Origin of the sequence: Falsiroseomonas sp. (assembly GCF_051860665.1) — a bacterium.
Taxonomy (GTDB): Bacteria; Pseudomonadota; Alphaproteobacteria; order Acetobacterales; family Acetobacteraceae; genus Falsiroseomonas.
The window spans coordinates 181,154-194,211 of record NZ_JBHYDM010000007.1; the positions used below are offsets into that span (position 1 = coordinate 181,154).

Genomic DNA, 13,058 nt, shown 5'->3' on the forward strand with positions numbered 1-13,058 from the left:
GCCCGGCCATGCAACCAAGGCGGTCGCGGCCTTGCAATCGGCATGAACGCCATTCACCATGTAGATCATGCCAAACACCACCGCCTCCTTCGCCGGGACCCCGACGGGCCCGCTGGTCGTGGCCCTGCTCTATGACGGCCTCTGCACCTTCGAATTCGGCATCGTGGCGGAGGTCTTCGGCCTGGCCCGGCCGGAGATGGGGGCGGGCTGGTACCGCTTCGCCAGCTGCGCGATCGAGCCGGGCCCGCTGCGCGCCCAGGGTGGCTTCCGCCTGGTGCCGGACGAGGGGCCGGAGCTGATCGACCAGGCCGATCTCATCGTGGTGCCGGGCTGGAAGGGCGCCACGGTGCCGGTGCCGGAGGCGCTGTGCCAGCGGCTGCGCGCGGCGCATGGGCGGGGCGCGCGGCTGGTCTCGATCTGCTCCGGCGCCTTCGTGCTGGCCGCGACCGGGCTGCTCGATGGCGGCACCGCCACCACCCATTGGCGCTATGCGGCGGCGCTGCGGGCGCGGCACCCGGCCGTCGCGGTCGATCATGCCTCGCTCTACCGCATGCAGGGGCGGATCCTGACCTCGGCCGGCAGCGCCGCCGGGATCGACCTGCTGATCGAGATCGTCCGCCAGGATTTCGGGCCGGAGGCCGCGAATTCCGTGGCGCGGCGCCTGGTGATGCCGGCGCATCGCACGGGCGGCCAGGCGCAGTTCCTGGAGCGGCCGGTGCCGGTGCGGCGGCAATCGGCCCTGGCACCGCTGCTGGACCGCATCCGCGCCGACCTCGCCGCGCCCTGGACCCTGCCGGAGATGGCCGCGGCCTGCCGGATGAGCCTGCGCACCTTCATCCGCCGCTTTACCGAGGCGACCGGCGCGCCCCCCGGCGCCTGGCTGGTGGCGGAGCGGGTGGAGGCGGCGAAGCGCCTGCTGAGCAGCGGCCAGCACGGGGTGGACGAGATCGCCGGCCTCGTCGGCCTCGGCACCCCGGATACGCTGCGGCACCATTTCCGGCGGCTGGTCGGCATCAGCCCGCGCGAATACCGGCTGCGCTTCGGCGGGGGGTGACGCGCGGGCGCGGCGATGGAATCCCATTGACGGAAGCCTGTGCTGACCGATATTTCAGAAATTCCTGAAATAACGGGCCGCCATGAAACTTCCCCCCCTCGTCCAGGCCTTCGTGCTGCACTTCGGTGAGATGGGCAGCCGCTGGGGCATCAACCGCACCGTCGGCCAGATCTATGCCCTGCTCTACGTCTCGCCCGAGCCGCTGAATGCGGAGCAGATCGTGGAGGCACTCGGTGTCTCCCGCTCCAATGTCTCGATGGGGCTGAAGGAGCTGCAGGCCTGGAACCTGGCGATCCCGAAGCACATCCCGGACGACCGGCGGGACCATTTCACCACGCCCGACGATGTCTGGCAGATCCTGCGGACGCTGGCGGAGGAGCGGAAGAAGCGGGAGGTGGATCCGACCCTCTCCGTGCTGCGCGAACTCCTGATGCAGACCCCCGGCAGCCCCGAGGAGCGCCACGCGCAGCAGCGCATGGGTGAGATGCACGGGCTGATCGAGCAGCTGACCACCTGGTACGACGACGTGAAGAAGCTGGAAACCGAAAGGCTGGCATCCCTGTTGGCGCTGGGCGCCCGCGTCACACGGCTGCTCGAGGCGAAGGACAAGGTGGTGGGGCTGGTCCGCGGCCGCACCGCATCAGGCGCAAGGGAGGGCTGAGTGATGGACCCCATCGTGCTGGCGCGCATCCAGTTCGCCGCGAATATCTCCTTCCACATCCTGTTTCCCACCATCACCATCGCGCTCGGCTGGGTGCTGCTCTTCTTCAAGCTGCGCTTCGTCCGGACCGGCAACGAAGCCTGGATGGATGCCTATCGCTTCTGGGTGAAGGTCTTCGCCCTGTCCTTCGCGCTGGGCGTCGTCTCCGGCATCACGATGTCCTTCCAGTTCGGCACCAACTGGCCGGGCTTCATGGAGAAGGTGGGCAATATCGCCGGTCCCCTGCTGGCCTATGAGGTGCTGACCGCCTTCTTCCTGGAGGCGACCTTCCTCGGCATCATGCTCTTCGGCTTCAAGCGCGTGCCGGGCTGGGTGCATACCGGCGCCACCTTCCTGGTGGCCTTCGGCACCACCATGTCCGCCTTCTGGATCATCGCGCTGAATTCCTGGATGCACACCCCGGTGGGCTTCGAGATGCGCGACGGCGTGGCGCATGCGACGGACTGGTTCGCCATCGTCTTCAACCCCTCCATGCCCTATCGCCTGGCGCATATGCTGACCGCCAGCGCGCTGACCGTCGCCTTCCTGCTGGCCGGCCTCTCCGCCTGGCGCTGGCTGCGCGGCGACCGGGCGGAGGGCGTGCGGCTCGGCCTGCGCACCGGCATCGCCATGGCCGCGGTGCTGGCACCGCTGCAGATCGTCCTCGGCGACCTGCATGGGCTGAATACGCTGGAGCACCAGCCGGCCAAGGTCGCCGCCATGGAGGCGAACTGGGAAACCCGCGGCAACGTCCCCCTGGTGCTCTTCGCCCTGCCGGACGAGGCGGCGCGGGAGAACCGCTTCGAGATCGCCATCCCCGATGGTGCCAGCTGGATCCTGCGGCATGAGGCCGCCGGCGTGGTGCCCGGGCTGAACCAGTTCGAGGGCAAGCACCCGCCGGTGGCGCCGGTCTTCTTCGCCTTCCGCATCATGGTCGGCATCGGCGTGCTGATGCTGGTGATGGGCTGGATGGGTGCCTGGTATCTGTGGCGGCGCGGCAGCCTGCCGCCCCTGCTGCTGCGCGGCTTCGTGCTGCTGAGCTTCGGCGGCTGGGTGGCCACCCTGGCCGGCTGGTACGTGACCGAGATCGGCCGCCAGCCCTGGCTGGTCACCGGCGTGCTGAACACCGCCCAGGCCGCGGGGCCGCTGCCGGCCTCCTCCATCGGCACCACCCTGGCCATGTACCTGGTGCTCTATGGCCTGCTGCTGGTGGCCTATATCGCCACCGTCTTCCGCCTGGCCGCCGCCGGCCGCGTGGCGGAGAAGGTGGAGGGCGCCATGATGAAGCCGGGCAGCGCGCCCGGCGACGCGGCCCAGGACAAGATGGTGCAGGAGCGCCCGGCATGACCCCCTTCCTGCCCGGCGAATGGCTGCCGCTGGTCTTCGCCGGCCTGATGGCGGTGGCGATCCTGGCCTATGTGGTGCTGGACGGCTTCGACCTCGGCGTCGGCATCCTGCTGGAGACGGCGGCGGAGGAGCATGAGCGCGACCGCATGATCGCCGCCATCGGCCCCTTCTGGGACGCCAACGAGACCTGGCTGGTGCTCGGCGTCGGCCTGCTGCTGGTGGCCTTCCCGATCGCCCATGGCATCATCCTGACCGCGCTCTACATGCCGGTCGCCATCATGCTGGTGGCGCTGACGCTGCGCGGCGTGGCCTTCGAATTCCGCGCCAAGGCGAAGGATGTGGCGGCCAAGCGGCGCTGGGACCGCTGGTTCTTCGTGGGCTCGCTCGCCTCCGCCCTGGCGCAGGGCTGGATGCTGGGGCGCTATGTGCTGGGCTTCGCCGAGGGTTGGGCGGCCACCGGCTTCGCGCTGATGGCGGCCATCGGCCTGGCCATCGCCTATGCCTTCATCGGCGCCTGCTGGCTGATCTGGCGGACGGAGGGCGCGCTGCAGGCGCATGCCATCGCCTGGGCGCGGCGCGCCTTGGTGCCGGTGGCGCTCGGCATCCTGCTGGTCTCCGCCGTCACGCCGCTGGTCTCGGCCCGCATCGCGGCGCGCTGGTTCGACTGGCCGGGCATCCTGATGCTCGCCCCGCTGCCGATCCTGACGGCACTGCTGCTATGGGGCCTGGCGCGGCTGCTGGCGCGCATGCCGCTGGCCGAGGATGCCTGGCACCACATCCCCTTCTGGGGTGCGACGGGCCTCTTCGTGCTGTTCTTCGCCGGCCTCGCCTGGTCCTTCTTCCCCTATGTGGTGCCGGAACGCCTGACCATCTGGGAAAGCGCCAGCGCGCCGGAGAGCCTGTCCATCATCCTGGCCGGGGCCTTGTTCGTGCTGCCGGTGATCGTGCTCTACACCGTCTTCGCCTGGCGGGTCTTTGGCGGCAAGGCGCGGGACCTGACCTATTACTGAGGGGTGCCCCCTGGAGCGGGTCGCGGATTATCCGCGCCCGCCGCGGCTGGAAGCCAGCCCCCGGCGGGTGCGGATCCGCCTGGGCGGGATCTGGATCGCGGAGACCGTGGCGGCCTTCCGGGTGCTGGAGACCTTCCACCCGCCCAGCTGGTACCTGCCGCCGGAGGCCTTCCTGCCCGGCGTGCTGCGCCCGGCCGGCGGCAGCAGTTTCTGCGAATGGAAGGGCGTGGCGCGCTACTGGGACGTCGCGGCCGGCGGCGTGACCGCGCGCCGTGCGGGCTGGAGCTACCCCGACCCCACCCCCGGCTTCGCCCCGCTGCGCGACCATCTCGCCGTCTATGCCGGGCTGATGCAGGAATGCCGGGTGGATGAGGAGGTGGTGCAGCCGCAGCCGGGGGGCTTCTATGGTGGCTGGATCACCTCGGAGCTGGTCGGGCCCTTCAAGGGCGGGCCCGGCACGCTCGGCTGGTAGGGGCTCAGGCCGCCAGCAAGCGCCGCGCCGCCCGCCGCCGCAGCAGGCTGCGCCCGATCAGCACGGCGAGCGCCAGGAAGACCGCGCCGCAGATCAGCTGGAACAGCCGCTCCACCCCCAGCAGGCTGCCGAGGAACCAGCCGGCCGCGACGAAGCTGCTGGCCCAGATCCCGGCCCCGATGAAGTTCAGCACGGCGAAGCGGCGATAGGGCATGCCGGCCAGGCCGCAGGCGGCGGCGGCGACATTGCGGATGCCGTAGAGGAAGCGGAAGGACAGCACGAAAAGCGTGCCATGCCGGTGCAGCAGCGCCGTCGCCCGCTCCGCATTGCGCTGGCAGCGGGGAAACCGCGCCAGGGCGGAAGGGCCGAAGCGGCGGCCGATGAAGAACCAGGTCTGGTCGCCGGCAAAGGACCCGAACCAGACCACGACCATCAGGATCCAGGGATCGATGCCCCCCGCCGCGGCGCCCACCGCGGCGGCGGCGAGGACGAAGGTCTCGCCCTCGAAGAAGGCCCAGAGCGCCGCGATGGCATAGGCGAGGCCGCCCCATTCCGCCCAGAGCTCAGACATGGGCGAGGCGACCCATCGCGGCCGAGACGGCCGGGCGGGGGCAGGGAGGAGCAGGCAGGGCCAGGGCACAGGGGGGCATTTGGACGTTTCCCAGCGGCGTCATCGGAGGATGCCGCAGAGTCCCTAAAGAAACAGCCCTTGATTTAGGGTGGTGCCAAAAAAACCGTCTTGGGAACACTTCCGAGACGACCGGGTTGAGTCCTACCCCAACCCTTCGCGTGCCTGCGTCGCCAGCACATCGGCGCGCTCGTTCATCACGTCGCCATTGTGCCCGCGCACCCAGCGCCACTCCACCTCATGCGGCTTGGCGGCGGCCAGCAGGCGCTGCCACAGCGGGTAATTGGCCACCGGCTGCTTCGCCGCATTGCGCCAGTTGTTGCGCACCCAGCCCTTGATCCAGCGCTCCATGCCGTTGCGGACGTATTCGCTGTCCGTGTGCAGCACCACGCGGCAGGGCTTTTTCAAGGCCTCCAGCGCGGCGCAGGCGGCGGTCAGTTCCATGCGGTTGTTGGTGGTGGCGGCCTCGGCGCCGGTCAGTTCCTTCTCCACCGTGCCGGCGCGCAGGATGGCGGCCCAGCCGCCGGGGCCGGGATTGGGCTTGCAGCCGCCATCGGTCCAGATCTCGACGAAGGGCCGCTCCTCGGCGGCCGGCACGTCAGGCGCCGATGGCACCGGGGCTCTCCACCTGCGCGAAGAAGCGCAGCTTTCGCAGATATTCCAAGGGGTCCTTCCGGGTCACCAGCGCATCCGCCGGCGTATGGGTCCAGTCATAGAGCCGCGTCAGCAGGAAGCGGATGGCGGCCCCCCGGCACAGCGCCGGCAGCGCCGCGCGCTCAGCCTCGCTCAGCGGCCGCAGCGCCTGATAGGCGTGCAGCATGGCGCGCGCCTTGGTCAGGTTGAAGGCGCCATCCGGCTCGAAGCACCAGGCGTTCAGGCAGACGGCGATGTCATAGGCCAGCAGGTCGGTGCAGGCGAAGTAGAAGTCGATGACGCCGGAGACACGCGGCTTCCCCGCCGCATCGGCCAGGAAGAAGACATTGTCCGGGAACATGTCGGCATGGATCTGCCCGACCGGCAGCGCGCCCGCCGCCGGCCAGGCGGCCAGGATCTCCGCCAGGTGCCGGTCGAGCTCCGCCATCAGCCCGTTCTGCACCTCATCCCCGCGGCCGCGGCAGGCCTCGAGCAGCGGCGCCCAGCCGGCGGGGCCCAGCGCATTCGGGCGGTTGCCGGGGAAGTCGGCGCTCGCCGCATGCAGCCGGGCGAGGGCGTCGCCCAGCGGCGCCAGATGCTCCGGCCGCACCCGCCGTGGCCAGACGCCTTCCAAAAAGGTGCAGATCGCCGCCGGCCGCCCGGCCAGCTCGCGCAGCGCCGAGCCGTCCCGCCCACGCACCGGCGTCGGGCAGGCGAGGCCGGCGCGGGCCAGATGCTCCATCAGCCCGAGGAAATAGGGCAGTTCGGCCGGGTCGACGCGCTTCTCATACAGCGTCAGCACGAAGTCGCCGCGCGTGGTGCGCAGGGCGTAGTTGGAATTCTCCACCCCCTCCGCGATGCCACGGAAGGCGACCAGATCGCCGATCTCGAAATCCGCCAGGAAGGCGCGCAGCGCCTCGTCGGTCACTTCGGTATAGACAGCCACGGCCCTGGACTATTCGGCAGCCAGGGCGGGCGGCAGGCGGAAGACCACCTTCTCCTCGGCCACGACCACCTCCTCCACCTCCAGGTCGAAGCGGGTGGCCAGCCGCGCCAGCACCTCATCCACCAGCACCTCCGGCGCGCTGGCGCCGGCGGTCAGGCCGATCGTGGCGCAGCCATCGGCGACGGAGGGATCGAGCCCGGCGCCGCGCTGCACCAGCAGCGACCGCGCCGCGCCGGCGCGGCGCGCGACCTCCGCCAGCCGGACGGAATTGGAGGAATTCGGCGCGCCGACCACGATCACCAGCTCCGCCCCCCGCGCCGCGATGGCCTTCACCGCCGCCTGGCGGTTGGTGGTGGCGTAGCAGATATCCTCCTTGGCCGGGCCGGCGATGTCCGGGAAGCGGCGCTGCAGGATGGCCACGATGCCGGCGGTATCGTCGACGGACAGCGTGGTCTGGGTGGTATAGGCCAGCGGCAGGTCGCCGGGCGGGATGACCGTCTCGGCCTGGGCGGCATCCTCCACCAGGGTCACGGCGCCGGGCGGCAGCTGGCCCATGGTGCCGATCACCTCGGGGTGGCCCTCATGGCCGATCAGCAGGATGTGGCGGCCGCGGCCGAAGTGGCGCTCCGCCTCCCGGTGCACCTTGGAGACCAGGGGGCAGGTGGCATCGAGCGCGAACATCTTTCTCTGGGCCGCCGCTTCCGGCACGGATTTCGGCACCCCGTGGGCGGAGAAGACGACGGGCCGGCCATCGTCGGGAATCTCGGAAAGCTCCTCGACGAAGACCGCGCCCTGGCGTTCCAGGCTTTCCACGACGAAGCGGTTGTGGACGATCTCGTGCCGCACATAGACCGGCGCGCCGTGGCGCTTCAGCGCCTCCTCGACGATCTTGATGGCGCGATCGACCCCGGCGCAGAAGCCGCGCGGGCCGGCGAGCAGCACCTTCAGCCGAGGCTTGGTGCCGGAAGTCCCGTTGGCGGAGGAGGAGGGCATCATGGTCTCGGGCATATGGGTGCTCGGCGCCTCGCTGCCCCCCGGAAAATGCAGCCGGGGGGCTGCGCCGCCTGGGGGTGGGGGGGTCGGGGATGGTCGGACGGCGCCGGCGATGCGATAGACGCAGCGTGGCGACGCCGCACCACCTTACCGGCCGCCTGCCCTGCTTCAAAGGGGGGGCGGCGGCACGGGTGGGCGGCGAGATCAGGAAGGGCGCCGGGATGGCAGGATTCGGCATGGCTTCGGGAAAAAGGGGGCGCCTGGCGGCCCGGTCCGGTCTGCTGCTCGCGGGCCTGGCCCTGCTGGCGGCCTGCGGCGGCGATGGCGGTGCCTCCGCGGCGGGGCAGGCGCCCTGTCCGCGAATCGTCATCCTGGCCGAGGGCGCGGACCTCACCCGCTTCCGCGGCAATGCCAGCGGCGACCTGACGGCGATGACCGCCGATGCCCGCATCGCCGGCTTCGAGGCCACCTGCGACTATGGCGGCCGCGACCGCAGCCGGCTGGATGTGCGGGTGACCCCGCGATTCGAGGTGGAGCGCGGCCCGGCGGCCGAGGGCCGGATCGTGGAACTGCCCTGGTTCGTCGCCCTGACCGATGCCGGGGACAGCGCCGTGCTGGACCGCCAGGGTTTTGCCAGCCGCGTCGCCTTCGCGCCCAACGTCGTGCGCACCGGGCTGCAGGGCCAGACGGCGCGGCTCTCCATGCCGTTGGGGGAGGGCCGCCGCGCCGCCGACTATACGCTGCGCATCAGCCTGCAGCTGACGCCGGAGGAGCTGGCGCTGAACCGGGCCCGCGGGCCGCGCTGAAGGTCACCCCTCGCGCTGCTTCCGCGCGGCCCGCGCCGCCGGGCGGTTGAGCGCGGCGTCCAGCCAGGCCTTCACCTTGGGGAAGGGCGCCAGGTCGAAGCCATTGGCCCAGGCGCCATAGAGCACGCCGGCCAGGTTGCAATCCGCCATGGTGAAGGCGGCCCCCAGCAGCCAGGGGCCGCCGGCGGCCAGATGCGCCTCCAGCACCGCCAGCCGCTGCGCCAGCGCCGCGGCACCGGCGGCGGCCTTGGCGGGGTCACGCTGCTCGGCGGGGAGGATGAAGGTGTTGTAGGCCCATTGCATGGCCTGCGGCTCGGCCTCCGTCGCCGCCCAGAGCGTCCATTGCAGCACGCGGGAGCCATCATCGCCCGCGGGCATCAGCGGCGCGCCGGCCTTGGCGCCGATATGCAGGTTGATGGCCAGGCTCTCGAACAGCAGCAGCGCGCCATCCTGCAGCGCCGGGATCTTGCCGTTCGGATTCACTGCCGCCACGGCCTCCTTCAGGCCGGGGCCGAAGCCCACCGGCACCACCTCATAGGCCTGGCCCGCCTCCTCCGCCGCCCAGATGCAGCGGAAGGCGCGGGAACGCGCGATGCCATGAATTCGGAGCATTTTTTGCCAATCTCTTGCGGTTGCGGGACGAAGTTTGGCCCGCAACCGCCATGCCTGCAATCAGGCGGGCGCGTCGCCCGTATCAGCCAGCAGCCCCGCGGCCTGGATGCCGGCCACCGCACAGACCTCGTCCTTGTCCGACAGGTCGCCGGAGACGCCGACCGCGCCCAGCACCGCGCCATCCGCCGCCCGCACCAGCACGCCGCCCGGCACCGGCACGGCGCGGCCGCCGGCGAGGTCCGAGAGCGCGTTCATGAAGCCCGGCATGGACTGGCTGCGCCGCGCCAGCTCGCGGGATCCGAAGCCCAGCGCCATGGCGCCGAAAGCCTTGCCCCAGGCGATATCGGGGCGGAGCAGGCTGCTGCCATCCTCCTTCAGCGCCGCCTTCAGCTGGCCGCCGGCATCCAGCACCACCACGGTCAGCGGCGCGAGGCCCAGTTCGCGCCCCTTGGCGAGGGTCGCATCCAGGATGGTGCGGGCGGCGGCTGCGGTGATGCCGTGCTGGAAGCCGCCAGGAGCGGCATTCGGGGCCTGCTGGGTCATGCTGCGTCTCTCCGATGGGTTGTGCCCGCTCCCTCTGCCCGCAAGCCGCCCGCGCGGGAAGGGGGGATCAGCGGATCGGCAGGGGCACCGGCTCGCCCACCTCGCCATCGGCATAGATCGGCGTCAGCACCAGCAGCCGCGCCGTCTCGGGCGGCGTCGCGAATTCCACCAGGATGCGCGGCGGATCGCCCTCCAGCAGCGCGGCATCGGGCACGCCCACGGGCACGAGGCGGGGCGTTGCCTCCTCATCCGTCCGCCATTCCACCGCCTCCAGCCCGGCGCGGAAGGCGCCGGCGATGGGCAGGGGGTTGAGCTGGCCGGGGGCGGTCCAGCCTGGCTGGTAGAGGGCGAAGGGCCCCTGGCGCTGCAGGGCGCGCTGCGCCTGGCGGCGCAGGATGGCGACCGGATCGAAGGCATAGGCCAGCGGTTCGGAGGGCCGTCCCTCGCGGTCCAGGTAGCGCAGTTCCAGCCCCTGCGGCTGGAAGGGGCGCGGCATGCGCAGCATCGGCTGCGCATCCAAAGGCTCCTGCGGCAGCGGCAGCCAGGCTTCGCCCTGGCGGATCTGCACCGCCTGGGCGGCTTCCGGCAGGTCGAGTCGCAGCAGCATGGGCAGGCCGGGCTGGCCGGCGGGCGGCACCAGCGGCGTCACCGCCAGCCGCCGCGCCGCCACCTCCCGCGTCCAGCCCAGCGCCTCGATCCCCTCGCGCAGCCGGAGCGCCCGGCTGGGGTCGAGGAAGCCGGCCGCGAAGGCGGCGAAGCGGGCCTCATCCGCAAAAGCCTCCACCGCGGCGGCGATGCGGGCGGCGGTGGCGATGGTCGGGCCTTCCAGCAGGGCCGCGGCGATGCGCGCCTGGGCCAAGGCGGCCAGGCCGAGCAGCCCCTCGGGCCCGGCCTGCTCATCCGGCAGCGCCTCCAGCGCCGCCACCCGTGCCTGGGGATCGGCCATGGCCCGGGCTTCCAGCAGGGCGGCGGCCTCGGGCGGCAGCGGCACCTCGGCCAGCAGCCCGCGCGACTGCGGCCAGCCGCGCAGCGCCTCCAGCAGCAGCAGCGCATCCGGGCGGGGCCGCGGCGCGCGGCGCAGCGACTCCGCCAGGGCCGCGGCGGCGCCGGCACGGTCCCCCCGCGCATCCAGCAGCAGGGCATTGAACAGGAATTCATCCGCCGAGGCCGGAGCGGGGCGGGGCTGCGCGCCCGGCGCGGCAAGGGCGGCGCGCAGGCGATCGGCCTCCCAGGGCGGCGGGGGCTCGGTCTGCAGCAGCTCGTCCTGCCAGGCCGCCAGGGCCGGCATGTGGCGGCCGAGCAGCCCGCGCGGCCCGCCCGCCAGCTGCTGCGCGAGGGCCAGCCCGGCAAAGCCGAGCAGCGCCGCCGCGACCAGCCGCGGCCAGAGACCCGCAGCGCCGGCCAGCAGCGACAGGCCCAGCGCCAGGGCGCTGCCCAGCGCGAGCAGCCCGGCGGCCGGCAGCACCGGCTGCGCCAGGTCGGCCGCGACGCCGAGCCCGGCCAGTGCCAGGAGCACCAGGGCCCAGCCCCAGCCCGGAAGCCGTCCCCGCAAGGCCGGGCGATCCGCCTGGGCAGCGCCGGCCGTCATGCGGCCGAGCTACATGCCGCCGATGTAGTTCGGCCCACCGCCACCTTCGGGCGTCTTCCAGTCGATGTTCTGCAGCGGGTCCTTGATGTCGCAGGTCTTGCAGTGGACGCAGTTCTGCGCGTTGATCACGAGGTGCATCTCGCCCGGCCCATTGCCGGCCTCCTCGCCCACCGCCTCATAGACCGCGGCGGGGCAATAGCGGCTCTCCGGCGAGGCGAATTTTTGCCAGTTCGTGCCCTTCCAGGCCGCGGGGTCGCGCAGCACCAGGTGGCTCGGCTGGTGTTCCTCGTGGTTGGTGTTGGAGAGGAAGACCGAGGAGAGGCGGTCGAAGGTCAGCACGCCATCGGGCTTCGGATAGGCGATCTTCTTGGACTCGGCGGCGGGCTTCAGCGTCTCGTGGTCGGCATGATGGCCCCAGGTCCAGGGTGCCTTGCCGCGGAAGACATAGGTATCCAGCGCCGCGGCGGCCATGCCGCCCCAGAAGCCGTATTTCGCGAAGCCGGGGCGGATGTTGCGCACGCCCTCGAGCTCCGACCAGACCCAGCTCGCCTTCAGCGCCGTGGGGTAGCTTTCCAGCACCGGGGCGGGCGCCTCGCCGTCCAGCGCCGCGGCGATGGCCTCGGCGGCGACCATGCCGGACTTCATCGAGGTATGCGTGCCCTTGATCTTCGGCACGTTCAGGAAGCCGGCGGCATCGCCCACCAGCATGCCGCCCGGGAAGACCAGCTTCGGCACCGCCTGGATGCCGCCCTCGTTCAGCGCGCGGGCGCCATAGGCGATCCGCTTGCCGCCCTCCAGGAAGCCGCGCACGGCCGGATGGGTCTTGAAGCGCTGGAACTCGTCGAAGGGCGAGAGCCAGGGGTTCGGATAGTCCAGCCCCACCACGAAGCCCACCGAGACCAGGTTGTCCCCCAGCATGTAGAGCCAGGACCCGCCATAGGTGTCGGAGGACAGCGGCCAGCCGGTGGAATGCCACACCAGGCCGGGGGTGTGCTTGTCCTTCGGGATCTCCCACAGCTCCTTCATGCCCAAGGCATAGGTCTGGGGGGCAACACCGTCGCGCAGGCGAAAAGTCTCGAACAGGCGCTTGGAGAGGCTGCCGCGGCAGCCCTCGGCGAAGACCGTATAGGTGGCGCGCAGCTCCATGCCCGGCTCGTAGGAGGGGCCCTTGCTGCCATCCTTGAGGATGCCGGCCACACCGGCCACCACGCCACGGACCTGCCCATCCTCGAGGATGAAGTCGGACGCGGCAAAACCCGGATAGAGCTCGACGCCCAGGGCCTCCGCCTTGGCGCCGAGCCAGCGGCAGACATTGCCGAGGGAGACGACGTAGTTGCCCTCATTGTGCATCTGCGGCGGGGTCGGCAGCTTCAGGCTGCGGCCCTCGGTCAGCAGCATGAAGCGGTCGTCGGTGACCGGCGTGGCGAGTGCCGGCGGATCCTCGCGCCAGTCCGGAAACAGCTCGTCCAGCGCGCGCGGCTCCAGCACCGCGCCGGAGAGGATATGAGCGCCGATCTCGCCGCCCTTCTCCACCAGGCAGACATTGGTGTCCGGGCGGGCCTGCTTCAGCCGGATGGCGGTGGCGAGGCCGGCGGGGCCGCCGCCCACCACCAGCACGTCGAACTCCATCGATTCCCGCTGCTCGGCCCCATCCGACATGTGGCTCTTCCTCCGCCGTTCCTGTTCCGGCACCTGGCCGCCGCCGGTGCCGGGATCTCCGCCTCTC

The 13,058-nt window shown here is 71.6% G+C and carries 14 protein-coding genes; 6 read left to right on the forward strand and 8 right to left on the reverse strand.

All coding sequences use genetic code 11. The features are described 5' to 3' along the window. The first annotated feature begins 67 nt into the window (after window positions 1-67). The 5 genes from ftrA to ACTIF1_RS10305 all read left to right on the forward strand — a co-directional run bounded on the left by ftrA (window position 68) and on the right by ACTIF1_RS10305 (window position 4,583). Window positions 68-1,054 carry a transcriptional regulator FtrA gene (ftrA, locus tag ACTIF1_RS10285; protein WP_439596313.1) on the forward strand — a complete coding sequence of 329 codons (987 nt, stop codon included), beginning with the start codon at window positions 68-70 and terminating at the stop codon, window positions 1,052-1,054. An 82-nt stretch (window positions 1,055-1,136) separates the two neighbouring features. Then, window positions 1,137-1,715, forward strand: coding sequence for a GbsR/MarR family transcriptional regulator (locus tag ACTIF1_RS10290; RefSeq protein WP_439596314.1), 579 nt, complete (start codon window positions 1,137-1,139; stop codon window positions 1,713-1,715). 3 nt (window positions 1,716-1,718) lie between these two features. Next, window positions 1,719-3,101, forward strand: coding sequence for a cytochrome ubiquinol oxidase subunit I (locus ACTIF1_RS10295; protein WP_439596343.1), 1,383 nt, complete (start codon window positions 1,719-1,721; stop codon window positions 3,099-3,101). Further along, window positions 3,098-4,111 (forward strand): cytochrome d ubiquinol oxidase subunit II, encoded by a 1,014-nt coding sequence (locus ACTIF1_RS10300; RefSeq protein ID WP_439596315.1) that lies wholly within the window; start codon window positions 3,098-3,100, stop codon window positions 4,109-4,111. Before ACTIF1_RS10295 ends, ACTIF1_RS10300 begins: the two co-directional genes overlap by 4 nt. A 67-nt stretch (window positions 4,112-4,178) precedes the next feature. Continuing rightward, window positions 4,179-4,583 carry a DUF427 domain-containing protein gene (locus ACTIF1_RS10305; RefSeq protein ID WP_439596316.1) on the forward strand — a complete coding sequence of 135 codons (405 nt, stop codon included), beginning with the start codon at window positions 4,179-4,181 and terminating at the stop codon, window positions 4,581-4,583. Window positions 4,584-4,587: 4 nt separating this feature from the next. Here the strand turns inward: ACTIF1_RS10305 and ACTIF1_RS10310 are convergent, their stop codons facing one another. The 4 genes from ACTIF1_RS10310 to ispH form a co-directional block, all read right to left on the reverse strand. Beyond that, on the reverse strand, window positions 4,588-5,154 hold the full coding sequence (locus tag ACTIF1_RS10310) for a DedA family protein (RefSeq protein WP_439596317.1): 567 nt from the start codon (window positions 5,152-5,154) through the stop codon (window positions 4,588-4,590). A gap of 201 nt (window positions 5,155-5,355) precedes the next feature. After that, window positions 5,356-5,826, reverse strand: coding sequence for a ribonuclease HI (rnhA, locus tag ACTIF1_RS10315; RefSeq protein WP_439596318.1), 471 nt, complete (start codon window positions 5,824-5,826; stop codon window positions 5,356-5,358). Continuing rightward, a complete protein-coding gene (locus tag ACTIF1_RS10320; RefSeq protein WP_439596319.1) occupies window positions 5,810-6,790 on the reverse strand; it encodes a homoserine kinase in 981 nt (326 codons plus the stop codon). The genes rnhA and ACTIF1_RS10320 overlap by 17 nt, the downstream gene beginning before the upstream one ends. A gap of 9 nt (window positions 6,791-6,799) precedes the next feature. After that, complete coding sequence (ispH, locus tag ACTIF1_RS10325) at window positions 6,800-7,798, reverse strand: 4-hydroxy-3-methylbut-2-enyl diphosphate reductase (RefSeq protein ID WP_439596320.1); 999 nt, start codon at window positions 7,796-7,798, stop codon at window positions 6,800-6,802. Between the two features lie 221 nt (window positions 7,799-8,019). Here ispH and ACTIF1_RS10330 point away from each other — a divergent pair, with 221 nt between their 5' ends. Further along, window positions 8,020-8,589 carry a hypothetical protein gene (locus tag ACTIF1_RS10330; protein ID WP_439596321.1) on the forward strand — a complete coding sequence of 190 codons (570 nt, stop codon included), beginning with the start codon at window positions 8,020-8,022 and terminating at the stop codon, window positions 8,587-8,589. Window positions 8,590-8,592: 3 nt separating this feature from the next. Here ACTIF1_RS10330 and ACTIF1_RS10335 read toward each other — a convergent pair whose 3' ends face one another. From ACTIF1_RS10335 to ACTIF1_RS10350, 4 genes are all read right to left on the reverse strand, one after another. Next, window positions 8,593-9,201, reverse strand: coding sequence for a glutathione S-transferase family protein (locus ACTIF1_RS10335; protein WP_439596322.1), 609 nt, complete (start codon window positions 9,199-9,201; stop codon window positions 8,593-8,595). 60 nt (window positions 9,202-9,261) lie between these two features. Then, window positions 9,262-9,744: a GlcG/HbpS family heme-binding protein gene (locus tag ACTIF1_RS10340; protein WP_439596323.1), complete on the reverse strand. Its 483-nt coding sequence runs from the start codon at window positions 9,742-9,744 to the stop codon at window positions 9,262-9,264. 67 nt (window positions 9,745-9,811) lie between these two features. Continuing rightward, window positions 9,812-11,332 carry a hypothetical protein gene (locus ACTIF1_RS10345; RefSeq protein WP_439596324.1) on the reverse strand — a complete coding sequence of 507 codons (1,521 nt, stop codon included), beginning with the start codon at window positions 11,330-11,332 and terminating at the stop codon, window positions 9,812-9,814. Between the two features lie 9 nt (window positions 11,333-11,341). Continuing rightward, window positions 11,342-12,991 carry a 4Fe-4S dicluster domain-containing protein gene (locus ACTIF1_RS10350; RefSeq protein ID WP_439596325.1) on the reverse strand — a complete coding sequence of 550 codons (1,650 nt, stop codon included), beginning with the start codon at window positions 12,989-12,991 and terminating at the stop codon, window positions 11,342-11,344. Window positions 12,992-13,058: the final 67 nt, after the last annotated feature.